This is a genomic window from Muriicola jejuensis, assembly GCF_010671595.1.
GTDB lineage: Bacteria > Bacteroidota > Bacteroidia > Flavobacteriales > Flavobacteriaceae > Muriicola > Muriicola jejuensis.
The window spans coordinates 51493-76027 of sequence record NZ_JAABOP010000002.1 but is presented as its reverse complement, the minus strand read 5'-3'; the positions used below and the strand labels follow the sequence as shown (position 1 = coordinate 76027).

General features: G+C 48.8%; 23 protein-coding genes. 9 read left to right on the top strand and 14 right to left on the bottom strand.

Annotated features, from left to right (window positions below; all coding sequences use genetic code 11):
• Positions 1–4: 4 nt before the first annotated feature.
• From rplD to rpsL, 6 genes are all read right to left on the bottom strand, one after another.
• Positions 5–634 carry a 50S ribosomal protein L4 gene (gene rplD / locus GWK09_RS08295; RefSeq protein WP_163692671.1) on the bottom strand — a complete coding sequence of 210 codons (630 nt, stop codon included), beginning with the start codon at positions 632–634 and terminating at the stop codon, positions 5–7.
• Positions 634–1251: a 50S ribosomal protein L3 gene (gene rplC / locus GWK09_RS08290; RefSeq protein WP_163692669.1), complete on the bottom strand. Its 618-nt coding sequence runs from the start codon at positions 1249–1251 to the stop codon at positions 634–636. The genes rplD and rplC overlap by 1 nt, the downstream gene beginning before the upstream one ends.
• 156 nt (positions 1252–1407) lie before the next feature.
• A complete protein-coding gene (rpsJ, locus tag GWK09_RS08285; protein ID WP_008613600.1) occupies positions 1408–1713 on the bottom strand; it encodes a 30S ribosomal protein S10 in 306 nt (101 codons plus the stop codon).
• Between the two features lie 10 nt (positions 1714–1723).
• A complete protein-coding gene (gene fusA / locus GWK09_RS08280; protein WP_163692667.1) occupies positions 1724–3850 on the bottom strand; it encodes an elongation factor G in 2127 nt (708 codons plus the stop codon).
• Between the two features lie 8 nt (positions 3851–3858).
• On the bottom strand, positions 3859–4335 hold the full coding sequence (gene rpsG / locus GWK09_RS08275) for a 30S ribosomal protein S7 (protein WP_163692665.1): 477 nt from the start codon (positions 4333–4335) through the stop codon (positions 3859–3861).
• A gap of 22 nt (positions 4336–4357) precedes the next feature.
• Entirely contained in the window at positions 4358–4732 is a 375-nt protein-coding gene (gene rpsL, locus GWK09_RS08270) for a 30S ribosomal protein S12 (protein WP_013305196.1), read from the bottom strand.
• Positions 4733–5255: 523 nt separating this feature from the next.
• Between rpsL and GWK09_RS08265 the strand changes: the two genes are divergently transcribed.
• The 7 genes from GWK09_RS08265 (at position 5256) to rlmB (ending at position 14834) form a co-directional block, all read left to right on the top strand.
• Positions 5256–8474, top strand: a complete 3219-nt coding sequence (locus GWK09_RS08265) for a SusC/RagA family TonB-linked outer membrane protein (RefSeq protein WP_163692664.1) — start codon at positions 5256–5258, stop codon at positions 8472–8474.
• 18 nt (positions 8475–8492) lie between these two features.
• Entirely contained in the window at positions 8493–10148 is a 1656-nt protein-coding gene (locus GWK09_RS08260; protein WP_163692661.1) for a SusD/RagB family nutrient-binding outer membrane lipoprotein, read from the top strand.
• 15 nt (positions 10149–10163) lie between these two features.
• A complete protein-coding gene (locus GWK09_RS08255) occupies positions 10164–11033 on the top strand; it encodes a hypothetical protein (protein ID WP_163692659.1) in 870 nt (289 codons plus the stop codon).
• Positions 11034–11152: 119 nt separating this feature from the next.
• Positions 11153–12478 (top strand): aryl-sulfate sulfotransferase, encoded by a 1326-nt coding sequence (locus GWK09_RS08250; RefSeq protein ID WP_163692657.1) that lies wholly within the window; start codon positions 11153–11155, stop codon positions 12476–12478.
• 24 nt (positions 12479–12502) lie between these two features.
• Positions 12503–13261: a hypothetical protein gene (locus GWK09_RS08245; RefSeq protein WP_163692655.1), complete on the top strand. Its 759-nt coding sequence runs from the start codon at positions 12503–12505 to the stop codon at positions 13259–13261.
• Positions 13258–14028, top strand: coding sequence for a hypothetical protein (locus GWK09_RS08240; protein WP_163692654.1), 771 nt, complete (start codon positions 13258–13260; stop codon positions 14026–14028). Before GWK09_RS08245 ends, GWK09_RS08240 begins: the two co-directional genes overlap by 4 nt.
• Positions 14029–14096: 68 nt before the next feature.
• Positions 14097–14834: a 23S rRNA (guanosine(2251)-2'-O)-methyltransferase RlmB gene (gene rlmB, locus GWK09_RS08235; protein WP_163692652.1), complete on the top strand. Its 738-nt coding sequence runs from the start codon at positions 14097–14099 to the stop codon at positions 14832–14834.
• Here rlmB and GWK09_RS08230 read toward each other — a convergent pair.
• On the bottom strand, positions 14831–15592 hold the full coding sequence (locus tag GWK09_RS08230; protein ID WP_163692650.1) for a rhomboid family intramembrane serine protease: 762 nt from the start codon (positions 15590–15592) through the stop codon (positions 14831–14833). The genes rlmB and GWK09_RS08230 overlap by 4 nt on opposite strands.
• A gap of 75 nt (positions 15593–15667) precedes the next feature.
• Here GWK09_RS08230 and GWK09_RS08225 point away from each other — a divergent pair, with 75 nt between their 5' ends.
• A complete protein-coding gene (locus GWK09_RS08225) occupies positions 15668–16945 on the top strand; it encodes a replication-associated recombination protein A (protein ID WP_163692649.1) in 1278 nt (425 codons plus the stop codon).
• Here the strand turns inward: GWK09_RS08225 and GWK09_RS08220 are convergent.
• The 6 genes from GWK09_RS08220 to radC form a co-directional block, all read right to left on the bottom strand.
• Positions 16942–17817, bottom strand: coding sequence for a phospholipase D-like domain-containing protein (locus GWK09_RS08220; protein ID WP_163692647.1), 876 nt, complete (start codon positions 17815–17817; stop codon positions 16942–16944). The genes GWK09_RS08225 and GWK09_RS08220 overlap by 4 nt on opposite strands.
• A gap of 9 nt (positions 17818–17826) precedes the next feature.
• Complete coding sequence (locus GWK09_RS08215) at positions 17827–19272, bottom strand: DUF5723 family protein (protein WP_163692646.1); 1446 nt, start codon at positions 19270–19272, stop codon at positions 17827–17829.
• Positions 19269–19811: a hypothetical protein gene (locus GWK09_RS08210; RefSeq protein ID WP_163692644.1), complete on the bottom strand. Its 543-nt coding sequence runs from the start codon at positions 19809–19811 to the stop codon at positions 19269–19271. The genes GWK09_RS08215 and GWK09_RS08210 overlap by 4 nt, the downstream gene beginning before the upstream one ends.
• A gap of 66 nt (positions 19812–19877) precedes the next feature.
• A complete protein-coding gene (locus GWK09_RS08205) occupies positions 19878–20567 on the bottom strand; it encodes a YjjG family noncanonical pyrimidine nucleotidase (RefSeq protein ID WP_163692642.1) in 690 nt (229 codons plus the stop codon).
• Positions 20560–21807, bottom strand: coding sequence for a polysaccharide deacetylase family protein (locus GWK09_RS08200; protein ID WP_239530864.1), 1248 nt, complete (start codon positions 21805–21807; stop codon positions 20560–20562). The genes GWK09_RS08205 and GWK09_RS08200 overlap by 8 nt, the downstream gene beginning before the upstream one ends.
• A gap of 49 nt (positions 21808–21856) precedes the next feature.
• Positions 21857–22555: a RadC family protein gene (gene radC / locus GWK09_RS08195; RefSeq protein ID WP_163692640.1), complete on the bottom strand. Its 699-nt coding sequence runs from the start codon at positions 22553–22555 to the stop codon at positions 21857–21859.
• 61 nt (positions 22556–22616) lie between these two features.
• On the opposite strand from radC, the gene GWK09_RS08190 reads away from it, so the two are divergent.
• A complete protein-coding gene (locus GWK09_RS08190; RefSeq protein ID WP_163692639.1) occupies positions 22617–23060 on the top strand; it encodes a DUF1569 domain-containing protein in 444 nt (147 codons plus the stop codon).
• A 25-nt stretch (positions 23061–23085) separates the two neighbouring features.
• Here GWK09_RS08190 and GWK09_RS08185 read toward each other — a convergent pair whose 3' ends face one another.
• Positions 23086–24441, bottom strand: coding sequence for a UDP-N-acetylmuramate--L-alanine ligase (locus GWK09_RS08185; RefSeq protein ID WP_163692637.1), 1356 nt, complete (start codon positions 24439–24441; stop codon positions 23086–23088).
• Between the last annotated feature and the right edge of the window lie 94 nt (positions 24442–24535).

Sequence of the window (24535 nt, the reverse complement as noted above, 5' to 3'; positions counted from 1 at the left end):
TTTCCTATTTGTTTAAATTGGCCTCGATCCCTTCCAACGACCCTTCCAAAAGTACAATATTGTTTGCGTTCAATATTTTGTAAGTACTTAATTCTGAGTTAGTTATGACCTCGGAGCCCTCCAAATTGCGCGACGACAAATATACGTTATTATTTGTATCGCCCAAGACAAAGAGGGACTTTTTGTTCTCCAGTCCAAGCCCCTTGATCACCTTCTGGAAATCTTTGGTTTTTGGGGTCTCGAAAGCGAAGTCTTCCACGACCAGGATGGCATTCTCCTGATGCTTGATACTCAGGGCCGATTTTCTGGCCAAGCGCTTCAGGTTCTTGTTGAGTTTCAGGGTGTAATCCTTAGGCCTTGGACCAAAGATCCTTCCACCCCCTCTGAAGACCGGGGATTTGATACTACCGGCTCTGGCGGTACCAGTGCCCTTCTGCTTTTTGATCTTACGGGTACTCCCTGCGATCTCAGCTCTTTCCTTCGCCTTGTGGGTACCTTGCCTCTGGTGGGCCCTGTACTGCTTCACATCCAGGTATACGGCATGCGTATTGGGCTCTATCTTGAATACAGCGTCAGAAAGTTCTACCTTTCTGCCTGTATCTTTACCGTTGATGTCTAAAACTGCTACCTTCATTATTTCTCGATCGTTAAGTAAGCATTTTTATGACCGGGAACGCACCCTTTCAGGACGATCAGGTTCTTTTCCGGTACGACTTTCAGGACGCGCAGGTTTTGAACGGTAACCCGCTCTCCTCCCATTCTGCCGGCCATCTTCATTCCTTTGAAGACCCTGGCAGGATAAGAGGCCGCACCTATGGATCCAGGTGCCCTCAAACGGTTGTGCTGTCCGTGGGTAGCCTGACCGACACCGCCGAAGCCGTGCCTCTTCACTACCCCCTGAAATCCTTTTCCTTTGGAAGTTGCGGTAACATCCACAAACTCTCCTTCCACAAACAGGTCTACCCCTAGGGTGTCTCCCAATTTGTGCTCTCCTTCAAAATGACGGAATTCGACGACCTTTTTCTTGGGAGAAGCACCTGCTTTTTTGAAGTGTCCTGCTTCGGACTTCTTCGCACGTTTTTCTGCCTTGTCATCGAAACCGAGCTGAAGGGCTTTATACCCGTCTACCTCTTCGGTTCTGACTTGGGTAACTACGCATGGACCGGCTTCGATCACGGTACAGGGAATGTTCTTCCCGTTCTCGTCAAAGATGCTGGTCATGCCTACTTTTCTTCCTATTAACCCAGACATACTATTTATTATTAATTGTTTTAATGATTCAAATTCTTCTGACAAAAAAACAGGGCCAAAAATAATCCGACCCCGAATATATTTTTGTTTCCGTTTTTCCTTCGCAAACTGCTCCGGACATGTCCGGGAAAGGCACAGCCTCCCCCTCTTATTTTATCACACCTTGATCTCTACTTCCACACCACTGGGAAGCTCCAACTTCATCAGAGCGTCAATGGTCTTGGAAGACGAGCTGTAAATATCCAATAGCCTTTTATAAGAGCTCAATTGAAATTGTTCTCTCGATTTCTTATTCACGTGAGGTGAACGCAATACGGTAAAGATCTTCTTGTGGGTAGGTAACGGAATGGGTCCGGTTACCACAGCCCCGGTGGTCTTTACGGTCTTTACAATTTTCTCGGCAGACTTGTCTACCAGGTTGTAATCGTATGATTTTAACTTTATTCTGATCTTTTGACTCATCTCCTTGAAATTAAGCGGTTACCCCTTTGGTTGCTTTTATGACCTCTTCTGCAATGTTCGAAGGTGTTTCGGCATAGTGAGAGAACTCCATGGTGCTGGTAGCCCTACCGGAGGACAACGTCCTCAGAGAGGTCACATAACCGAACATTTCCGAAAGCGGCACTTCCGCTTTGATCACCTTGGATCCGGAACGGTCAGACATGTTGTTCACCTGCCCCCTCCTTCGGTTGAGGTCACCTACTATATCCCCCATGTTTTCTTCCGGGGTGAGCACCTCCAGCTTCATAATAGGCTCCATAAGTACGGCACGTGCTGCTTTGGCAGCTGTTTTGTACCCCATTTTCGCAGCCAGTTCGAAGGAAAGTGAATCCGAATCCACAGGGTGGAAAGATCCATCCTTGAGGACGATTTTCATACTGTCCATTTCGAAGCCTGCCAGAGGCCCGTTCTTCATGGCTTCCCTGAAACCTTTCTCAACTGAGGGTATATATTCTTTAGGGATGTTTCCTCCCTTGATCTCATTCACGAATTCGAGGCCGGCTTTCTCCTGAGTAGAAGGCTCCATTGTAAAGACGATGTCGGCAAACTTACCACGTCCACCCGTCTGCTTCTTGTAGACTTCCCTGTGGTTGGCCGCCTGCGTGATCGCTTCCTTGTATTCTACCTGAGGCTGACCCTGGTTCACTTCCACCTTGAACTCCCTGCGGAGTCGGTCTACGATGATATCGAGGTGCAATTCCCCCATTCCTGAGATGATTGTTTGTCCTGAAGCCTCATCGGTCTTCACCTGGAAGGTGGGATCCTCTTCTGCCAGTTTGGAGAGAGCCATCCCCAACTTATCCACATCGGCCTTGGTCTTGGGCTCTACAGCGATCCCGATCACAGGATCAGGGAAGTTCATACTCTCGAGAACGATAGGGTGTTTTTCATCAGAAAGGGTATCCCCTGTCTTGATGTCCTTGAAACCAACTGCAGCTCCGATATCTCCTGCAGAGATAGATTCCACAGCATTTTGTTTATTGGAGTGCATCTGGTAGATCCTCGAGATCCTCTCTTTATTTCCGGAACGATTGTTCAATACATAGGAACCGGCATCGAGTTTACCCGAATAGGCACGGAAGAATGCGAGTCGGCCCACAAATGGGTCTGTCGCGATCTTAAAAGCGAGGGCGGCAAAAGGCTCCTTTACATCGGGTTTCCTTGCGACTTCTGCCCCGGTATCGGGGTTGATCCCCACGATAGCGTCCTTGTCCATTGGAGAAGGAAGGTAACGGCATACGGCATCCAGGAGGAACTGAACCCCTTTGTTCTTAAAGGAGGAGCCACAGATCATCGGGATGATGCTCATGTCCATTACGGCTGCCCTGAGAGCGGCGTGTACTTCGTCTTCTGTGATGGAATCCTCGTCTTCGAAGAATTTCTCCATCAGGTTTTCATCGTATTCCGCTACCGCTTCGATAAGGGCAGCACGGTACTCTTTAACCTCTGCCTCCATTTCGGCAGGAATGTCGATCACATCAAAGGTGGATCCGAAGTTATCTTCATGCCACACGATCGCACGGTTCTTCACCAGGTCCACGATCCCTTTGAAGTCGGCCTCATCACCTATCGGCAATACGATTGGCACAGCGTTCGACTTCAGCATATCCTTTACCTGCTGACAGACTGCAAGGAAGTTAGCCCCCTGTCTGTCCATTTTGTTGACAAAGCCCATCCTGGGAACCTTGTAATTATCGGCAAGGCGCCAGTTGGTCTCGGACTGAGGTTCCACACCGTCTACGGCGCTGAAAAGAAAAACGAGTCCATCCAGGACACGGAGGGAACGATTCACCTCTACGGTAAAGTCCACGTGGCCAGGAGTATCTATAATGTTGAAATGGTAAGGCTTGGTATCTTCGATGATCTGTCCGTTTTTCATCGGAAAATTCCAGGTACAGGTAGTAGCTGCAGAAGTGATGGTAATACCTCTCTCCTGCTCCTGCTCCATCCAGTCCATCGTAGCCGCACCGTCATGCACCTCTCCGATCTTGTGGCTAACCCCCGTATAGAACAGAATACGTTCTGTAGTGGTGGTTTTACCCGCATCGATGTGTGCTGCAATACCTATATTCCTTGTATATTTTAAATCTCTTCCCATGTTTTGTTTTAGAATCTGAAGTGAGAGAATGCTTTGTTGGCTTCTGCCATCTTATGAGTATCAACCCGCTTCTTAACTGCAGCGCCTTCTTCTTTGGCAGCTGCGAGGATCTCCCCGGCCAGTTTTTGGGCCATGGATTTCTCATTTCTCTTTCTCGAGAAATTGATGAGCCATTTCATCGCAGTGGAGATCTTGCGATCCGGCCTGATCTGCATAGGGATCTGGAAGGTAGCTCCTCCCACCCTGCGGCTCCTTACCTCAACGTGAGGCATTACGTTGGAGAGGGCATCTTTCCACAACTCCAAGCCTGTTTTCTCCTCGTCCGTCTTCTTTTGTTCCACGATATCGATGGCATCGTAGAAAACTTTAAAGGCCACGGATTTCTTTCCGTCCCACATCATCATGTTGACAAAACGGGTGACCAGCTGGTCGTTAAACCTCGGGTCCGGTAAGAGTGGTCTTTTCTTTGCCTGTCTTTTTCTCATTGCTTCTGCTTAAAAGTGATGCTTACTTTTTGGGTCTTTTGGCGCCGTACTTAGATCGTCTCTGAGTCCTGCCGGCAACACCTGCAGTATCCAAAGCCCCTCTCACGATGTGATATCTAACTCCTGGCAAATCCTTCACCCTTCCGCCTCTAACCAATACTATCGAGTGCTCTTGGAGGTTGTGTCCTTCTCCTGGGATGTAAGCGTTCACTTCCTTCCCGTTGGTCAGCCTTACCCTGGCCACTTTCCTCATGGCCGAGTTTGGTTTCTTTGGAGTAGTGGTGTAAACACGCGTGCAGACACCCCTTCTCTGAGGACACGAATCCAAAGCAGCCGATTTACTCTTCTTGGTAATTGTGGCCCTTCCTTTTCGTACTAATTGTGAAATTGTTGGCATATAAATAAATATGTAAAAAAATCTACCCTCTTTTAAGGGTCGGCAAATGTAGTAATTATTACAGATAATTCAAATGGTTGTCTGGTAATTTTATAAGAATTTTCGAATCCGTTCCGGACAGACGGTAAACTTACCACCATTCGCATTTTCGTATACCTTAATATATAAGGATAAAAAACTTGCTCCGAGGAACCCGTCGTATGCTCAGTTCTCTATAATAGGTAATACTGCTAATGGTCGTCCCGAATCACAGGGTTTGGGAGGAAGTATTGTGAAAGAAGTATCCCGAGGTGAACAGGGTTCACCTTACATGGGGCATAAAACCCTTTATAACGGACCTCAGAAAAAAAAGACTTCTTTTTGGGATCTACTACCACAGCACAGGAATAATTGAGAAATCCCTGAAATCCATGAAACCCATTAGAGGGTATGCCGTTTAGCTCTTAAAATTTTATTAAAATAAGTTTGGATTATTAACATAGAATTAGGATTTTCGCACTTACCTAATTCAAATAATTTTAAAATGAGAACAAATCTAAATGGAATCTTGACGCTGTTGTTGGCGTTTGTTGTGCATTTGACCTTTGCGCAGGAGAAGACGATCACCGGTACCGTGACGGACCAGGACGGGCTTCCGCTTCCAGGAGTAAACATCGTCGTTGAAGGGACCACTACAGGAACTCAGACCGATTTTGACGGTAATTACTCCATCCGTGGTAGTGCTGGGCAAACGCTTCTTTTCACCTACATCGGCCAGAGAAATGTACGGGTCACCATCGGTGCCAGTAACTCAATCAATGTGCAGATGCAGGAAGACGCTCAGGCGTTGGAAGAAGTGGTCGTAACGGCACAAGGTATTAAAAAGGAAAAGCAGGCCCTGGGTTATGCGGTCTCCGAGGTAAGCGACGAGTTGCTCGAGCAGCGAGCTGAAGGAGATGTCGGTCGTATCCTGACCGGTAAGGCTTCCGGGGTAAATATTCAGAACCAAAGTGGACTTTCCGGTTCGGGTACCAGTATCATCATCAGGGGTCTCAGTACGTTCAGTGGCAGTAACCAGCCACTGTTTATCGTAGACGGGGTGCCTTTTGACAGCAGTACTAACGAACAGGGGGACTTCGCCGATGGTAACACCGGATCCAGTAGGTTCCTGGACCTTGATCCTAACAACATCGAAAGCGTAAACGTATTGAAAGGTCTGGCTGCTGCCACTCTCTACGGTACAGCCGGTCGTAACGGGGTGATCCTGATCACCACCAAGAACGGTGCGGTAAGCACAGGGCAGGCTAAGAAGAATGAGATCACCGTATCTAGTTCCATCTTTGTCAACGAGATCGCCTCTCTTCCTGATTACCAGGATCAATACGGAAACGGATTCGACCAGGCCTTCGGATGGTTCTTCAGTAACTGGGGACCAAGCTTCGACAGGGATGGTGTAGCCGGATGGGGTACACAGGCGGCCATCGATGCCAACGGAACCCTCGCTCACCCATATTCTACATCCACAGCAGCTATCAGGGCGGCCTTCCCGGAATTTGCAGGGGCCCGCTATCCATGGAAGCCTTATGACAGTGTAGAGAAATTCTTTAAGCAGGGAATCGTTCAAACCAACTCCGTAAACGTGAACGGTAGTTCCAAGGATGGAGATGTTTCCTATAACATGAACTTCGGTCTCCTCGACGACCAGGGCTTTACCCCCGGGAACAACCTGAGGAGGTACACCATCGGTATGGGAGGTAGGGCTATCCTTACCAACAAATTTACCGTTTCAGGAACCCTGAACTTTTCCAATACCGATTACCGTACACCTCCCGTTGCGGCGAGTGATGCGAGTGGAGCGGTTGGAACAGGATCCTCCATCTTCGGTGATGTGTTCTATACTCCCCGAAGTGTGGATATCCAGGGGCTGCCTTTTGAAAGCCCTGTGGATGGTTCCAGCGTATACTATCGTCAGAACAACAGTATCCAGCACCCATTGTGGACCGTAAAGAACTCTAAGAACAGTCAGGTGACCAACCGGGTGTTCGGGAACATGACCGCCATTTATGATATCAATGACAACCTGAACCTGACCTATCGTTTTGGTCTGGACGTCTATAGTGAGAACAACGTAAACTCCCAGAACAAAGGAGGTGTTGGTGGAAGTGTTGCCGTACAGAGCGGTATCCTTCAGACTTGGAACAACACCAACACGATTCTGGATCACAACCTGATCCTTTCCGGACAGTACGAGATCTCCGAAAAAGTTGGTTTCAGCTTCAACGCCGGTGCCACCACAAGGAGAGAGGTATTTGATCAGAATGGGGTTGCGAGTTCAGGACAGCAGGTATTCGGAGTGCTCAGACACTTCAACTTTGCACTTCAGGATGAGATTCAGTTCTTCAGAGAAAGAAATATCGCCGGTCTTTACGGACAGTTGGACTTCGATTACGACCGTATGGTTTACCTGACCCTCGCCGGACGTAATGACTGGGTATCCAACCTGGCTCAGGATAACCGATCTATCTTTTATCCATCTGCCAGTTTGTCTTTGATCCCGACCAAATTCATCCCTGGATTACAGAGTGAAAACGGTGTCAACTATTTGAAGCTCAGGGCCGGTTACGGTACCTCCGCTAACTTCCCAACAGGGTATCCCGTGGCTTCCAACCTCGTTCTCGACACCCAGTCCTTCCAGGACGATGCAGGAAACGACGTGGTGACCAACGTAAGTGCAAACTTGCTGGGTAACCCCAATCTGAAGCCTGAGTTGCTCGAGGAGTGGGAATTCGGTATCGAGGCCCGCTTGTTCGGAAGTCGCCTTACCTTAGACGCTTCCTACTACACCAGGAACACTCAGGACCTGATCATCAGCCGTCCTTTGGATCCTTCTACTGGGTATACCAACACACAAACCAACGTTGGGGAGATCAAATCTGACGGTCTTGAGATCGACGCCACCCTGGCCATCTTCCAATCATCAGAGGAAGGCGGACTCAAATGGACCCTCAACGGGAACTGGTTTACCAATGAGTCAGAGGTCATCGACCTCGGTCTGGATACGGACATCGTAGTGTACTCCGGTTTCTCTAACCTGGGTAACGCAGCCCAAGCCGGCAGCCCGCTTGGAATCATCGTGGGAAGCCGAATTCAAAGGGATGACGCCGGAAATTACGTTGTGAACTCTGCGGGTGACTACGTGATAGAACAGGGTCTGTTCGAGATCGGAGATCCCAACCCGGAATGGGTACTGAACGTTGGAAACAACTTCAGCTACAAGAATTTCAACTTTAGCTTCCTTCTGGGATACACCCATGGAGGGGATATCTTCTCGACTACCACATCCGTACTTCTCGGAAGGGGTCTGAGTACAGATACCATCGATCGTCTGGGCACCTTTATCCTGCCAGGCGTACAGTCTGATGGTTCACCTAACACGGTACAGATCAACAACTCTACCTTCTACTTCAACAACATCCTTTACGGACCAGATGAGTTGAGGGTATATGATGCCTCTGTAGTGCGTTTACAGGAAGTTTCTCTGGGGTACAGTGTACCATCTAAATTCCTTGACAAGACGCCTTTCGGATCTCTCACCTTCAGCCTGTCAGGTTTCAACCTGTGGTATGAGGCGATCAATATTCCTAAAGGAACTAACTTTGATCCCAACGTAGCCGGTGTAGGTATCGGAAACGGACGTGGCTTTGACTGGTTGAATGGTCCTAGCTCAAGGAGGTATGGTCTCAGTGTAAAAGCTTCATTTTAATAAAAATAAAAATTGATCATGAAAAACATAGTAAAATATCTAAGTATGGGTTTGATCGGTGGAGTTCTTTTCACTGGGTGTGAAACCGCCAATCTGGACCTTACGGAGAACCCTAACGCACTTACTCCTTCACAGGCGGACGTCGACTTCTACCTGAACGAGGTTCAGGTAAGGTTTGCCCGACTTGCCGAATCTTTGGGAGAAACAGGTGCCGAGGTTACCCGAATCGAATGGATGGGTAGCAGAAACTACCAGAACGCCTATTCCCCTTCCGGTTTTGACGGAAACTGGGAAGATGCGTATCAGGAGGTTATCAAGAACGCCAGGGACATGCGTGCACTGGCTGAAGGTAATGGCCTGAATCACCACGTGGCGATCGCACAATTCATTGAGGCGTACACCATAACTCTCTTGGTGGATTACTTCGGTGATGTTCCTTATACTGAGGCTATGGCCGGCGGGGATAATTTTAACCCTGCTCCTGACAGCGGTGCCGATATCTACAGTGCTGCACTGGCCCTTTTGGATAACGCCATTTCAAATTTCAATGCCTCTGCCCTGGCAGAACCGGATATTGATTTCTATTATGACGGAGACTGGGATGCATGGATAAAAGCCGCGAATACCCTGAAACTGAGATTGCATCTCAACCTGGGAAACACCGCTGCTTTCAACAGCATCATTTCGGGTGGAAATTTTATTTCTGCTTCAGCAGATGACCTTCAGTTCCAGTGGGGAACCAATCAGGTACAGCCTGATACCAGGCACCCTAACTATGCACAGAACTATACCAACCAGGGTGGTGGAGATTACTCCACAATCTGGTTGATGAACCTGATGGACACTACAGATGATCCAAGGATCCAGTATTACTATTATCGTCAAACTGACGGTACTCCTAATGCCCTGGATGTGGATGGTAATTTCGTAGAGCCCAACGAAGAAACCCTGGATTGCTCCCTGCAGTCTACTCCTCCTCCACAATATGTGGCTGGTGGATTCCCATTCTGTTCTTTGGATAATGGGTACTGGGGAAGGAACCACGGAAACGACGCAGGTATTCCACCAGATGGTCTGTTAAGGACTGTAGGTGGTGTATACCCACAGGCAGGTATGTTTGATGACAGCCGTTTCGATGCAATCGCTCTTGGCTCTGGTGGTGGTGGAAACGGGATCACTCCCCTTCTGCTCGCTTCCTGGGTAGATTTCTGGAGAGCAGAACTGGCCATGAACAGTAGTCCTGCATCAGGAAAAGCCTTCATCATTGCTGGTGCCACCAAATCCATCGCAAAGGTTCAGACGTTCGGATCCAAAGATCCTGATGCCGACCTCTCTACAGCGCCTACACAGGCCGATGTAGATGCCTTCCTGGCCGACCTGGATACGCGTTTCGATGCGGCCTCTAATGAAGGAAAATGGAACATAATGGCCGAGCAGTTCTTTACTGCTCTGAAAGGAAATGGACACGATGCCTATAACTTCTACAGGAGAAAAGGGTATCCAACCAACCTGGAACCTAACCTGGAACCTAACCCGGGATCGTTTATCAGAAGCTTCTTCTACCCTGCCAACGCGGCGAACAACAATTCGTCTCTAAATCAGAAATCAGGAGTGACTGACCAGGTATTCTGGGATAACAATCCGGCATCACCTTCATTCCCTGTTGCTAATTAATTTAAAAAAATTACGATGAAAAAAATAAGTGTATTTCTATTAGCATTGTCAACGACCTTCTTTATCTCCTGTGAATCGGATGATAAAGTGATTGACGACGTTCTCAACGACTATACCGTCGGGGCGGTCCTGAGGACCAGGGCCCAGGCAGGCAGTCCTTATAACGCGTTTGTTCCCGGATCGGTCTGGACCGTTACCGTAGAAGAACAGGACGGGGAATTCGGAGGATTGTTAGAATCCGTGGATTTGTATATCTCCTTCACGGATAACCAGGACGATCCAACTGACACCAGTGTTCCTGAGCAACTGCTGGCTACTTTTGCCGCCAGTGATTTCACGACCAGTTCAAGAGGTCTCCCTGAACTTACATTCTCTACGACCCTTCAGGAATCTGCCACTGCGGTAGGTATCGGTACAGGATATTCAGGAGGAGATGTATTCTCGTACAGGTTCGTTGTGAACCTGACAGACGGAAGGTCTTTTTCCAACACGGACGCTAACAACGGGGTATTGGGTGGATCTTATTTCTCCTCCCCTTATAAGTATGACGTGGTTATAGCCTGTATTCCGATCGGACCTGTACCAGGTGACTACACCCTGGATATGCAGGATTCTTATGGAGATGGATGGAACGGAGCCTCAGTTAGGGTAACCGTCGATGGTGTGGCCACTGATTATCTGGTGAGTGCCGCTCAGGGATCCTCCAATTCCGAGACCATTACCATTCCAGCTACGGCTACTACCGTTACCTGGGAATACGTTTCCGGAGATTGGGATTCCGAAGTGACCTACCAGTTGTACGCTCCTAACGGAAAACTGGCTTATCAGGATGGACCCAGTCCTTTCATAGGAGACTTTACTGGATTCCTAAGTATATGTCCGTAAGGGTATATCCATAAATTAAAAGCAGAAAAGGTCATCTTACGGGATGGCCTTTTTTGATTTAGAATTGTTACGGTTGAGTAGCGTCTTTTTACTAAATTTGAAAGCGTTAACCGTAAAATATGAAGAAACCTCTTTACCTCTTTGGACTGCTGGCGATACTGATTTTCACCGCCTGTACCAATGACGAGATCCCTCCTGTCGTGGAGGAGGAGCCGATTACTGAAGACCCCATAACTGAGGATCCCACAGACCCTGAGGAAGAACCGCCTGTATTAATGGGTGAAGTACAGTTTCTGAATGCCAATCTCGTATATGATGGACTTGTCCTCATCAATGACGCAGGCAATAACCGGGCGTTTCTTATGGACAAAGAAGCCCGACTTGTTCATGAATGGCCCCTCAGTAACAACCTGGGCAATGACGCCCATCTTGAATCTGACGGAGTTCTCCTGGCGACCCTCGAGGCGGATGATCCCAAAATAACCTTTGGCGGCCAGGGAGGTAAGATTCAATTCATAGCGCCGGATGGCACTATTACTTGGAATTTTAATTATTCTTCAGAGGAAGCCGAAACCCATCATGACGTAGAACTCCTTCCCAATGGAAATGTTCTGGCCATGGTCTGGGAACGCGTTACACAGGATATGGCTGCTAATGCAGGTTCCAGTTCCCTGGTGGATGTTTTCCCCGAGGCCATTATTGAAGTGGATCCGCGTACGGATCAGATCGTTTGGGAATGGCATGCCTGGGATCATATCATACAGGATTTTGATGAGACCAAGGATCATTTTGGTGTAGTGGCCGATAATCCCCAGCTGATCGATGTCAACTACGTCACTATAGACAATGGCGACATTATGCACGCCAACGGTATCGCTTACGACCCTGTGAAGGACGTGATCTATCTAAGCGTCAATTTTTACTCTGAGGTGTGGGTGATCGATCACAGCACAAGTACGGAGGAGGCCAGAGGAAATTCCGGTGGGAACTACGGGAAGGGAGGCGACCTTATCTACCGGTTCGGAAACCCCGAGGCCTACAGGAATGCCAGCGGAGAGCGATTGTTTAAGAACAACCACTTTCCCAATCTTCTCAAGGGTGAGCAAGAAGGTAAAATGCTCATTTTTTCCAATGGGGCGGAGTTAGAGCAATCCACGGTCTATGAATTACAACTACCTTCTGAATTCAATTTGCAACCGAACACGGACAATGAGCCAGAGGTTATCTGGACTTTTTCCCATCCAGATCTGTATTCCCCAAAAGTATCAGGGGCTGTTCTTTTACCCAACGGTAATAGAATGATCGCAGAAGGGGATTATGGTGTATGGGAAGTTACCGAAACAGGCCAGGTTGTCTGGAAATTCAATGCCCAGGGATTCTTCTGGCGGGCCTACCACTACGACAAAGATGCCCCTGAAATTTCAGCCCTGAACCTGTCCAATTAATTTTTAAACAAGAAACAAGATCTGATGAAATATATATTGACCACCTTATTCATAATTCTATTTATTACCACTTCATCGGCCCAGACCACCGGTCGTATAGACGGAGGGGCCGGGGCCGCTTTCGGAATCGGCGGCAGGGGTACAACCGATCCCTTCCTGGCAAAACACATGACTAGCCTGCGAAAAAACGATAACGGCTTTGACGGTAACATTCTTGGGTCGCCCTACCTGACTGACGACTTTATTAAGAGTAAGATCTATTTCGGCGAGGATTATATTGGTGATTACTACATCAGATACAATGCCCTCAACAGCGAAATTGAGATCAAAGAGACCTCTTTACCCGAAGAAGAGCCCAAACGCCTCCTGGCTAATGAGAATGTGCGGGTGAAATACGGGAGTCGCGAACTGAGGTTTACCACTTATATCAATAAGAAAGGGGAGACCAAGAACGGTTTCCTTTCGATCATTGAACAGGGGAAAAATTTCACCCTGTATCAGCGACTTGCCGTGAAGTACAGCGAAGGCAAGACCGCAGTGAACTCCATGGTAAACGACATTCCCAGCCGATACGCCCATTTTGTGGAATACTACTATCAAAAGGAGGGTGTGGAGCGCATAGACCAGCTGGCAACTAAAAAATCGGCTGTACTCCGGATCCTCGAAAAAGACGAACGGGAGAACGTCGGGGATTTCCTCAAGGACGAAAGGATAGACCTGGACGAAGAAAAGGGCCTGATCAGGACCTTTGAATACATCAACACCCTGGACACCGAATCATGAAAAGTTACAGCCTCATCGCATGTGTCATTCTGGGCTTTCAGCTTTCCGCCCAACAAGTAGGACAACCGGCTCCAAGCCTGGCCGGAGAGACCATCCCTTACTCCAATTTCCACCAGCGATGGGCCCCGATGATGCAGAAACTCTTCCAGCAGGTCAGGGATGATGACGAAATTGTCACCCATTTCGTAGGAGCAGAGGTCGGTAGCCCTTACGAACTGGAGGAATTTGAAAAAGGAAGTGTTTTCTACGAGGATGATAACCTGGGAGAATACTATTACCGGTACAACATCTTTTCCAGTGAGGTCGAATTAAAGAGGACCTTGATGGCGGAAGAGAAACAGCAGGCCCTTATCAGGGACCCCAAGGTGGTCCTGATCCCCAAAACCGGAAACCTGGGCTATCATTACCTGCCGTTCACCACGTCTAAGGGTGATCGCCTTGAAGGGTATCTGCTTCTGCTATACAGGGGTGAGAACTTCAAGATCTATAAGCACCTCGAATCGAAGTTCACGGAGGCCAAACCTGCGGCAAATTCCATGGTAAACCCCATCCCAAGCAGGTTCAGTACATTTACTTCCTACTTCCTTCAAGCGGATGGAGGAGACATTGCAGAGGTCTCCCTGAAAAAGAACCGCTTTCTCAAAGAATTGAACGATCCCATGGCCGATAAAGTAAAACAGTTTATGAAAGAGGAAGGGATCGATCTCTCTGATGAATCACAGCTGATCCGGACCGTTGCCCAAATGGACCTGCTGGCAAAGCAATAATCAAATAGCGCATATTTCCATATCCTGGAAACTTTGAGGATCCCATCTTATAATCATACCTTTGGCCCATGTCAGACACCACCCAGATTTACGGTATTAGGGCCGTTATTGAAGCGATAAAGGCCGGGGAACCCCTTGATAAGGTATTTATCCAAAAAGGGCTTAAAGGGCCCCTTTCGAGAGAACTGGAAGACCTGTTGAGAAGATCCGGGATTCCGACCTCCTATGTCCCTCTGCAAAAGATCAACAAACTCACCCAGAACAATCATCAGGGCGTTGTGGGGACCATTTCTCCCGTCTCCTTTCTGAGCCTGGAAGAGCTCACGGACCAGGTCATGGCGCAGAAGAAGGACCCCCTTTTCCTTTTGCTTGACGGGATCTCGGATGTAAGGAATTTTGGTGCCATCATCAGAACGGCAGAATGCTCGGGGGTAGACGGTATCATCATTCCAAAAAAAGGGTCGGCCCCTATCACGGGCGATACGGTGAAAACCTCAGCTGGTGCTGTCTTCCGCATCCCGATTGCCAAGACCGATCACATCAAGGACGCCGTCTTCTACCTGAAAGCTTCCGGGATTTCCATCGTGGCCGCCACTGAAAAAACGAACCACCTCCTCTATGACGTGGATCTCAAGGGCCCCACAGGGATTATCATGGGCGCAGAAGATACCGGAATCTCCCCCTCCATCCTGAAAGAAGCAGACCAACTGGCCAAGCTTCCCTTGCTGGGGGAGATCAGTTCCCTGAATGTCTCCGTGGCCTGTGGGGTTTTCCTGTATGAAGCGGTCAGACAAAGGGTCCTTTAATCCCCATCTGAGGGAGGATTCGGATCTCCTTTTCGGTAATGATATGTGATCCTGATCTCTTCCTCCGGTTCTTCAGGTAGCTTTTCGATAAAATTCCCTTCTTCATCAAAGTGTTTCAGGAATTCGTCTTCCTCCTCGTCGTAATCCTCTCTTTCCCATGCGTACTTGGGGATTTCAGGCACCTTTACCTTTACCAAAAGGGCTGCGAACAGGCCCACGAGGAAACCTCCCAGATGCCCTTCCCACGAAATTCCGTCCTCCACGGGAAAAATATACCAGAGCATACTGCCGTAAATGAAGGATACGACCAGTGAAACCGCCACAAGACGGTAATGCCTGGTGAAGATCCCTTTGAAGAAAATAAAACTGGCCAGGAGATAGATGAGGCCGCTCGCCCCTATATGATAGGCCGGCCTCCCGATAAGCCAGGTGATCAGCCCGGTTGTGATCAACCCCCAGAAAAGTAACTTGAACGCCATGGAACGGTAGAAATACATAAGCGTTGAGAGGAGGATGGCCAGAGGGATGGTATTGTTGTACAAATGTTCAATGGAGGCGTGCAGGAATGGTCCGAAGATGACCCCTCTGAGGCCGGAAATGGTACGGGGGTAAATGCCCAGATCGTTCCAGTTGATCCTGAATTCCAATTCGAGCCAGAACACGGTCCAGATAAGGAGTACAGCCGCCATGGGAACGGCCAGCACGCTGTTGGTAAACTTGAAATGGGATTCCTCTCGGAAGGTTTTTCTACTGCTCATCTCTATGCAAATTTAGGGCCATTTTCCGAATTCCCCTCACCGGTCCTTCCGGAGAAAAAATGTACTTTTAACGCTATGAATGAACCTCTCGCAGAGCGGGTCAGGCCGAAGACCCTGGAAGATTATATCAGTCAGCACCACCTGGTCGGGAAGGAGGGTTCCTTAACCCATCAGATCCGCAGGGGTACCATACCTTCCCTTATCTTATGGGGCCCCCCGGGTACCGGAAAAACCACTCTGGCACAGATCATCGCACAGGAAAGCAAAAGGCCTTTCTATACCCTGAGCGCCATAAGCAGCGGGGTAAAAGACGTTCGGGAGGTGATCGAAAAGGCCAAGGCAGGGGGCAATCTGTTCACGACTCGCAATCCCATCCTGTTTATAGACGAGATCCACAGGTTCAGCAAGGCCCAGCAGGATTCTCTTCTGGGCGCCGTGGAAAAAGGCTGGATCACCCTGATCGGTGCAACCACAGAAAACCCCAGCTTTGAGGTCATCCCGGCCCTGCTTTCTCGTTGCCAGGTCTACATCCTCAATCCGTTTGGGAAGGAAGACCTGGAGATGCTGTTAAAAAGGGCCCTGGAAGAAGACCACATCCTCAGGGAAAAGACCATAGACCTGAAGGAAACGGAAGCACTGCTCCGCCTTTCAGGGGGGGATGCCCGAAAATTGCTGAACATCTTTGAACTACTGGTAACCTCAGAGCCAGCAGATACCATCGTGATCACCGATGAACTGGTTCTGTCGAAAGTGCAGAAGAACACCGTACTCTACGACAAGACTGGCGAGCAGCACTACGATATCATTTCCGCCTTTATCAAGTCTATCAGGGGAAGCGACCCCCAGGGGGCTGTCTACTGGCTTGCCAGGATGATCGAGGGAGGGGAAGACGTAAAATTTATTGCCAGGCGCCTGCTCATCCTCGCGTCAGAGGATATAGGCCTGGCAAACCCAACAGCCCTGGTGATCGCCAACAGCACTTTTCAGGCCGTGACGACCATCGGATATCCCGAAGCCAGGATCCTGCTCAGCGAATGTGCCATTTACCTCGCGACGAGCCCCAAGAGCAATTCGAGTTATATGGCCATTGGCGACGCCCAGGCGGCGGTAAAGGAACACGGTGACCTTCCGGTGCCTTTAGATTTGAGAAATGCCCCGACCAAACTCATGAAAGACCTGGGATACGGAAAGGACTACAAATACGCCCACGATTACCAGAACAATTTTATCGATGCGGAGTTCCTCCCCGATTCCCTCAAGGGTACTGTTTTTTATTCTCCAGGCGACAATTCGCGGGAGAACAGTATCAAAGATTTTCTGACCCGCAGGTGGAAGGGTAAATACGAATACTAGAATTTGATCTGTAATTCTTCCTGCATACGGTCTGAACCCTGGTAGAACTCATAGATCCACTTACCGTCTTTGAGATACAGTATCCCGTACTGCCCTTTCCTTTCGGCCAGGAAAACATCGGGCATGGAGGTCTCCCATAAATAAAAGCGGATACTCGGCACCGTATCTACGAGCTGGTATCCCGTCTCTGTCTTTTGGGCATAAAGAGATATCGGGGTGACCGCTTCTTCCTCCCCATTCAGGGCTACGGCATCTGCCAGCGTGATCGCTTCCATATTTTCCCCGGGCATAGGCATTACCGGGCTCGCTTCCTTGTCCCGTGACTCCCGGACTTCCTCCGTCTTCGCTTGTGGTTTTTGTTCGGGGACCCTTGCAGGGTCCTGAGCGGAAGGCAATTTCTTTACATCCCCACCAAAATTGAGGACGACCGGCGTAGTAGCATCGGCTGCCCGAAAGGTATACTGATATCCTTTCAGGGATGTAAAAGCCTCTTGCAGGGCCTCCCGGTATGCTTCTTCATATTGCTTGACCTTGCTGATCCCTGTCTTCGTCCTGTATTGTTCCTCTCCATCACAATCCCTGAAAACGACGGCCACCTTGGTCGTAAAGGTGGTGGACTGATCATCCAGGGCCGCGTAAATGGCTTTACAACGATTTGTATTCAGATCCGCGGGAGGAGCATTGTCATAAAAAGCATTCATTCCCTTATTCGTGAGATAGAACTTGACCAGCGTACTGGTCTGATACTGGTTTTCGCTTCTAAAACCATCAAATTTTGTGGGAACGATGACGTATTGGTAGGTATTCAGCACGGATTGGGCCGATACGGACAGCCCCAGCAGGAGCGTGAATACAAAGCCTAAATTTTTCATGTTAAAAGCCTATCTGTTGGCTCCCCAAGATAGGATATTTAATCCTATCTGGAAAGACGCATAACGACTGTCTGCCAGATTCCTGTATCCAAGGAGGTTATTGGCGAGCACGTAGAAGTTGACAGGCCCGGCCTGGAGGTTCATCCCCAGACCCAGGTTCGACATGGAGAATTTATCTACGGTATACGTGCCCTTCAAACTGAGGAAGTTCCCAAACCTCCTTAGGTAAAAGGCCGTAAGGGCCGCTTGTGGCCCACGGGGCCTGTTCACGGCATGGAGCTGCAGACCAGTGGCATTCCTGAATGGGGTACGAACATCGGCATCCGTGACGCCAATGTCGCAGTCGCAGTCCATATCCTCATTGACGGGTTCCCCGAAATTATATCGGATAGAACCGTACAATTGGGTGGGCCTGAATGTCAAGTAACTGGTATTGTTATCCTCAAAAGGCAGTTGGGCTTCAATCTCGTCGACCAGGTCCTGCCAAAAATCCGAGTTGGCATCATCAAAGGCATCGGGAAGAATGGCCTCAACGCCTTCCGTAGTAGCGCGCCCCTGAAGGGAATATCCTTTTACATCCCCGGAATGGTACACAAAACCCAGATCCAGCAGGCTGCCAGTGATTACGGTTTGAGGATCGAGATGATAGGTAAAACCGAGGTCTACACCCAGGCCCAGGTCTCCTCCCAGTAAAGCCCTTTTGGTGAGCACCCCCCCTACAGTACCACTGGCCTCATCATCCAGGATCGCCCTTATCCCTTCGATCCCGGAGGTCCTCAATTGCATATCTGCAACAAGGGTATTGGACAGGAGGTTATTTTGCCCTTCTTCGGTCAGGAAATATCCGGAGTTCGTAGAGGAGTGGAAATCATAGATCCCGGAGTACACTTTGACCCTGGCACCGACCGTAAGGTTACGGTCTATCACCTTATTGATCCCGAAATGAAAAACCGTCAAACCCTCGCCCCTGGTTTTCAGGTGACCCAGGTCGAAACGTCTTCCCAACTGATCGGCATTGCCTTCGAAGGCGAGGTAAGCGAGGTCCTCCGGCCAATACAGGATAGTATTCGTCTCAAAATAAACCCCAAAAGAATAGAAAAGCTCCGGGTTGCTCCGGCTTCTGAAACCCCCGTTAAAAATGTCGATCTGGACAGTTGCCCCAAATTCATCCCTTTTGGTCATCCCGTTCAGAGCCCTTGTGCGAACTTTCTGGTTAAAATCGACCCCGTCATTCGCAAAGAGATCATTCACCGTTATCCCACTGCTTCCGGCCTGTGCGTAAATCCCGGATGCCAGAGGGATTCCGGCATACCAGGTAAAGGAAGTCTCCATCCCGGGATTCAGGAGCAGAGCCTGTGGAATCTCCGTGCAATCATATAACAATTCTCTGTTCTGGGCATAGAGGAAGCCGCTTCCGAGGAAGATGACGGTCAATAAGGGCTTCCATAGTTTCATTTTAACCGGAGTCTGAATTTACCGCTGGACCTGAAGATGACCATGGGATCCGGAAGGATGGAAATACTTGTGGTATCTCCTAAATTACTGGCATTCACCCTTACCCCGGAGGTATTTCTGATGATATCCAGGTTGCGGCCTGTGGGCGTTCCGTAGGCAGTTTCCCTTCTCAGCACGGCTGTTGGGGCAGGATCGAGAGAGAAAAACTCCGAATCGAGTATATTACCCCCATCATCCAGATATTCAAAGAGGATCTCCAGCGGTTTGCTGGTGGTGTTCTCGAGTTCATAGGTGATGACCCCGTCCAGGACATTGTCGGCAAAGAACTGTTCGTTAAAGGCATCGAAGTTAAAGGTCTGAATATACCATACAGCGCCCGAGGCATCGTTGATGACACTTTCGGGGCTTTCCACGTAAAGGATACTGGCCTCCACCGTGGGGATGATCTCCAGATCGTCAAATTGGTCGAAATTCTGTTGCTCTACGCAAGAGGCAACAGCCAGACAGATAAAAAACAACCCGTAATGAAATTTCTTCATCCCTAGCTTCACTTGATGATCCTCAGTGACAAGAAGGTAACTCCTTCCCCAATACCCTATATAACTTTATAAATACAATTTTATTTCACGCAGATCGTGAATGATCACCCCGTGTTCATGAGGGGGCTCCTTGTGTACATTGAGATGGATAGTGTGTATCCCTGCCGTCCTGGCCCCCAGGATATCCGCTTCCAGATTGTCTCCCACCATGATCGCATGCTGGGGCAGGGCCCGGGTTCTTTCAAGGGCCAGCCGGAAGATCGCGGGATGGGGTTTTTTTACCCCGGCCATCTCTGAATTGATCACCTGGTCAAAAAAGGAATCGATCCCGGAATTTCTCATCTTTTTTGCCTGTACCTCTTCAAAACCATTGGTGATGATGTGAAGCCGGTATTTGGGTTTTAAATACTCGAGGATTTCCCTGGTATTGGGAACCAGGTGGTCATGAGACGAAAGATGCTCAATGTAGGCATTCGCCAGGCTGTGGATCATGTCATCCTCCACCCTGTACCGGACCGCATCAAAGACCGTTCTCAGTCTTTGGTAACGCAGGTCCTCCTTTCCTATCTTCCCTTCCCTGAACAGTTTCCAGTAAGCGAGGTTGGCAGGGACATATTCTGCCAAAAAAAGGTTGAGGTCAAGGTCTATCCCGTAATCGATGAAAATTTTTTGAAAGGTAAGGGCCGAATTCCTCTCAAAATCCCAGAGGGTATGATCCAGATCAAAAAATACGTCGGTCACAACATTCCTAAACATAATACCTGCCGATCATTTTAGCATACAATTGTAACCAGTTTACCTTCCCTTCAGAACCCAGCAATTCATTGGTAAACACGGTGATAAAATGACCACCAACATCCCTGACCTCCTTGTAGAGCCGGTCGAGTTCCACGAAGATCTCCTCTTCGGACGCGAATTTCAGCAGAGCGTAATCATGGACGGCAAAAGGATGTATCTTGATAGGTTGTTGTACCTCCTGGGGAATGTCGTAAAAATAAAAGGAGGTGCAGGTCCCTGCCTTGAAACCCATCTCATGTGTGTATCCCATTGAGTAATCATCGGTAAATTCAGCCGAAACCAGATTCCTGTATGTTTCCGGAACATCTACGCGGTTATAGCGAAGTCTCACGTAATTCACCGGCCTGTTGATCACGTTGGCAAGGTTCTCTTTTTCTTCCTTCAGCAGATCCGTATTGGCAAATGAACTGTATGAGGCGGCAAGGGCCACCGTATCGTAATCTGCCACTGATTTAATGAGGTGCCTGAACGCATTGTTCTCCGTGGATATGTTCTTGTCGTATCTCGAATACTGTGCGAACTGGAAAAAGAAAATAGCTGGCAGATCGTACTTTGCATGGATCCCGACAAGCTCTTTGAAATTGTCATACGGATCAGGCTTCGCCTTTAACATGACCGCCATGCGCTGGGAAATCCTGCGGAACCTGAGAGAGAAAAGATCCAGCAACATCCCTATCCCACCCCGCAACAGTCCCCTGTGCGCATAACTATGGGAAATGGGAACGTCGATCACCGAGGTATGCCGCACCAGTTTGGGCCTTACCTCAAGGGCCGGAAATCGCTCCTTGAGCAGTTCCAGCATTTTCCTCGCCCAGAGATCTACCACCGGTCTCTTTAGAAAATCGTGTTCATAAGCCAGGCTTTCCTTCAGGGGGAAACGCCCCACGAGGTCTTTTACATGAGGGAAATATTCCTCATAACGCGAAAGGAGATAGAAACTGGCTGCAAAGATGTCAAAGGGTAAATTACTGCGTTCCCCGGCTGGAAAGAAACAGGGAAGATCATCCCACTTCCCTACGGCCAGGTTCATATTCCTGATGCCCTGTTCGAATAAGAGGGTATGGCTCCTGATAAAGAATTCGTTCTGTAAGGGTTGTTTGGTGTAGGTGATCTTGGGTCCCGAATGCTTGATGAAGTCCTCCACACGGGTAGTGAATCCCACCTCGATCTGCAGCATACGGCTGAAGATCTGCTTCATGATGTAGCTGAATCTGGGAGTAATCTTATGTGTGTAGATCAACAGCATTTCAGATGAGGTGTTGGTCAGCAAAACTAAAAAAGGACTTTTCCGTGACGATCAGGTGATCCAGAACCTTGATATCCAGCATTTCCGCAGCTTTCTTCAACTTTTTTGTGATCGCCTTGTCGGCTTCGCTTGGCTTTAATGCCCCTGAAGGATGATTGTGCGCGAGGATGATCCCAACCGCTCCCAATTCGAGCGCTTCCTTTAGCACGAGCCGAACATCCACCAGGGTCCCCGTGATACCTCCCTTGCTCAACTGCGACTTGTGTATGACTTTGTTGGCATTGTTGAGATACAATATCCAGAATTCTTCGTGCTGAAGTTCGGATAGAACTGGTTCCAGTACCGCGAAGGCATCTGCGCTTCCCTTAATACACCTGAGTTCTGTGACCGTTTCTTCCCGTCTCCTTCGGCCGATCTCCATGGCAGCCGCGATGGTAACTGCTTTTGCTTCCCCTATTCCCTTGAACTTCATCAGTTTTGCTACAGACATCTTCCCGAGGAGCGTCAGGCTGTCATCGGAATTTTTTAGTATTTTTCGGGCCAGGCTCAGGGCTGTATCCTCCCTGCTGCCGGAACCTATCAGAATGGCCAGAAGTTCGGCATCGGAAAGACCGGTCCTACCTTTTACCATTAATTTTCTTCTGGGTTTATCGTCATCAGCCCAGGTTTTTATGGAGAAAGACACTGGGTTTTTTTCCATGGTTAAATATAAACAACTAATATTGTTAAAGTACGTTTTGCACTGCAATTAAAAAGCGGCCATGAAATCTTTATTTGAAGAAGAAGCCTTTCAGGAGATCCAGAGGAGGGTCGGGGAGTTGAATTCCGATAGGAAGGGCCTATGGGGTAAAATGACTGTCGGACAAATGGTCTGGCATTGCCAGGTACCCCTCAAACTGGCCATAAAGAACAAACCCACGAAGAAAAAAGGCAATCTACTGATCCGGTTGTTCTTCAAGAAATCACTTTACAATGATTCCCCCTGGCGCAAAAATCTGCCGACTTCTCCTTTCGCCAGAGCGACCGAAAAGAAGGACTTTACCGTGGAAAGGTATAAGTTGCTGGACCTGATCGCTCAATTCCACGACCTGAAAGACCGGGAATCCTGGAACCCGCATCCACTCTTTGGAAAACTCACCCATGATCAATGGGGGCAAATGAACTACAAGCACCTGGATCACCACTTAAAGCAGTTCGGCGTATGATATCCCAATTGGGATCGTTCTACCTTTAACCCAGATGCTTTAAAAAAGCAGGAAGGTCGAGTCCGCCGTAATTCCCCGAACTCATAAACAGATAAACGCTATTCTCTTTGTCCAGTCCGTATAAAAAATGCTTGAACTGATCGGGATCGGTAAAAATCTTAAGCTTATCATTTCGGAAAGCATCTCGGATCTGAGATTCGGACAAAGGGGATAGCTTCTTGATGGCCACGGACTCGGGAGAATAAAAGACCCCGGCCACGTCTGCTGCATCGAGGGCTCCTCTGTAATGAGACAGGAAGGTCTCGTTGAGGCTGCTATAGGTATGCAACTCCATACAGGCAACCAGGGTTTTATCCGGGAACTGTTCCCTCGAGGCATGGGTGGTAGCCGCCACCTTGCTTGGCGAATGGGCAAAATCCTTATAGACCACTGAGGTTTCCGTCTCCCCTATTTTTTCAAGCCTCTTGGAAGCCCCTGTAAAAGAAGATATAGCCTGATAGAAATCATCCTCATCGATCCCCATTTGCTGACAGATCCACTTGGCCCCGGCCAGGTTGCTGAGGTTGTGACGGCCAAAAACATGGACCGGCAAAGGGCCTTCTTCGGTCTCGAGGAAGGTCTGACCTGCCTCAATGTGGTAGGCAGGGGTTTGATAGGGAAATTTCCGGATCTGATTCTGGGTGTTTTCAATGATTTGAACCACAGCCTCATCCTCTTCGTTATACGTGATACTGCCACCCTGAACGATCCCATCGACAAAGATTTGAAACTGCGACAGGTAGTTCTCAAAAGTGGGAAAGACATTCATGTGATCCCAGGCGATGCCACTCAGGAGGGCGATGTTAGGCTGATACAGGTGGAACTTGGGTCGCCTGTCTATAGGAGAAGAGAGGTATTCATCTCCTTCCAGAACGATAAAATCGTTCTCCTCGGTAAGGTGCACCATACGGTCAAAGCCCTCCAACTGGGCCCCTACCATAAAATCCACTTCCCTGTTGTGATATTTCAGCACATGCAGGATCATAGAAGTGATGGTGGTCTTTCCATGGCTACCCCCTATGACCACACGGGTCTTGTTCTTCGACTGTTCATATAGAAATTCGGGATAGGAATAGATGGTTAAGCCTAGCTTCCTGGCCCTGAGTAATTCCGGATTGTCTTCCCTGGCATGCATCCCAAGGATGACGGCGTCTAAATCACTTACAATCTTATCAGGGTACCATCCAAAGGATGGCGGCAAAAGGCCTTGTGCCTTTAGCCGACTTTTAGAGGGTTCGTAGATGATGTCATCGCTCCCTGTGATCTCGTACCCTTTATCGTGCAAGGCCAGAGCCAGGTTGTGCATCGCACTCCCGCCAATGGCAATAAAATGAATCCGCATTGCTCTGTGAGGTTTTGGACAAAGATAGCCTTTGAAAAGTGCTTGCCAAACCTTTGATGCTTCCTTATTCTCACTATCTTAGTTTCTCTTTCGG

What these genes read in the sequence shown, in the direction of transcription:
- rplD (WP_163692671.1), bottom strand. Translation starts at nt 634, where the DNA reads ATGAAGGTAGCAGTTTTAGACATCAACGGTAAAGATACAGGCAGAAAG.
- rplC (WP_163692669.1), bottom strand. Translation starts at nt 1,251, where the DNA reads ATGTCTGGGTTAATAGGAAGAAAAGTAGGCATGACCAGCATCTTTGAC.
- rpsJ (WP_008613600.1), bottom strand. Translation starts at nt 1,713, where the DNA reads ATGAGTCAAAAGATCAGAATAAAGTTAAAATCATACGATTACAACCTG.
- fusA (WP_163692667.1), bottom strand. Translation starts at nt 3,850, where the DNA reads ATGGGAAGAGATTTAAAATATACAAGGAATATAGGTATTGCAGCACAC.
- rpsG (WP_163692665.1), bottom strand. Translation starts at nt 4,335, where the DNA reads ATGAGAAAAAGACAGGCAAAGAAAAGACCACTCTTACCGGACCCGAGG.
- rpsL (WP_013305196.1), bottom strand. Translation starts at nt 4,732, where the DNA reads ATGCCAACAATTTCACAATTAGTACGAAAAGGAAGGGCCACAATTACC.
- GWK09_RS08265 (WP_163692664.1), top strand. Translation starts at nt 5,256, where the DNA reads ATGAGAACAAATCTAAATGGAATCTTGACGCTGTTGTTGGCGTTTGTT.
- GWK09_RS08260 (WP_163692661.1), top strand. Translation starts at nt 8,493, where the DNA reads ATGAAAAACATAGTAAAATATCTAAGTATGGGTTTGATCGGTGGAGTT.
- GWK09_RS08255 (WP_163692659.1), top strand. Translation starts at nt 10,164, where the DNA reads ATGAAAAAAATAAGTGTATTTCTATTAGCATTGTCAACGACCTTCTTT.
- GWK09_RS08250 (WP_163692657.1), top strand. Translation starts at nt 11,153, where the DNA reads ATGAAGAAACCTCTTTACCTCTTTGGACTGCTGGCGATACTGATTTTC.
- GWK09_RS08245 (WP_163692655.1), top strand. Translation starts at nt 12,503, where the DNA reads ATGAAATATATATTGACCACCTTATTCATAATTCTATTTATTACCACT.
- GWK09_RS08240 (WP_163692654.1), top strand. Translation starts at nt 13,258, where the DNA reads ATGAAAAGTTACAGCCTCATCGCATGTGTCATTCTGGGCTTTCAGCTT.
- rlmB (WP_163692652.1), top strand. Translation starts at nt 14,097, where the DNA reads ATGTCAGACACCACCCAGATTTACGGTATTAGGGCCGTTATTGAAGCG.
- GWK09_RS08230 (WP_163692650.1), bottom strand. Translation starts at nt 15,592, where the DNA reads ATGAGCAGTAGAAAAACCTTCCGAGAGGAATCCCATTTCAAGTTTACC.
- GWK09_RS08225 (WP_163692649.1), top strand. Translation starts at nt 15,668, where the DNA reads ATGAATGAACCTCTCGCAGAGCGGGTCAGGCCGAAGACCCTGGAAGAT.
- GWK09_RS08220 (WP_163692647.1), bottom strand. Translation starts at nt 17,817, where the DNA reads ATGAAAAATTTAGGCTTTGTATTCACGCTCCTGCTGGGGCTGTCCGTA.
- GWK09_RS08215 (WP_163692646.1), bottom strand. Translation starts at nt 19,272, where the DNA reads ATGAAACTATGGAAGCCCTTATTGACCGTCATCTTCCTCGGAAGCGGC.
- GWK09_RS08210 (WP_163692644.1), bottom strand. Translation starts at nt 19,811, where the DNA reads ATGAAGAAATTTCATTACGGGTTGTTTTTTATCTGTCTGGCTGTTGCC.
- GWK09_RS08205 (WP_163692642.1), bottom strand. Translation starts at nt 20,567, where the DNA reads ATGTTTAGGAATGTTGTGACCGACGTATTTTTTGATCTGGATCATACC.
- GWK09_RS08200 (WP_239530864.1), bottom strand. Translation starts at nt 21,807, where the DNA reads ATGAAGCAGATCTTCAGCCGTATGCTGCAGATCGAGGTGGGATTCACT.
- radC (WP_163692640.1), bottom strand. Translation starts at nt 22,555, where the DNA reads ATGGAAAAAAACCCAGTGTCTTTCTCCATAAAAACCTGGGCTGATGAC.
- GWK09_RS08190 (WP_163692639.1), top strand. Translation starts at nt 22,617, where the DNA reads ATGAAATCTTTATTTGAAGAAGAAGCCTTTCAGGAGATCCAGAGGAGG.
- GWK09_RS08185 (WP_163692637.1), bottom strand. Translation starts at nt 24,441, where the DNA reads ATGCGGATTCATTTTATTGCCATTGGCGGGAGTGCGATGCACAACCTG.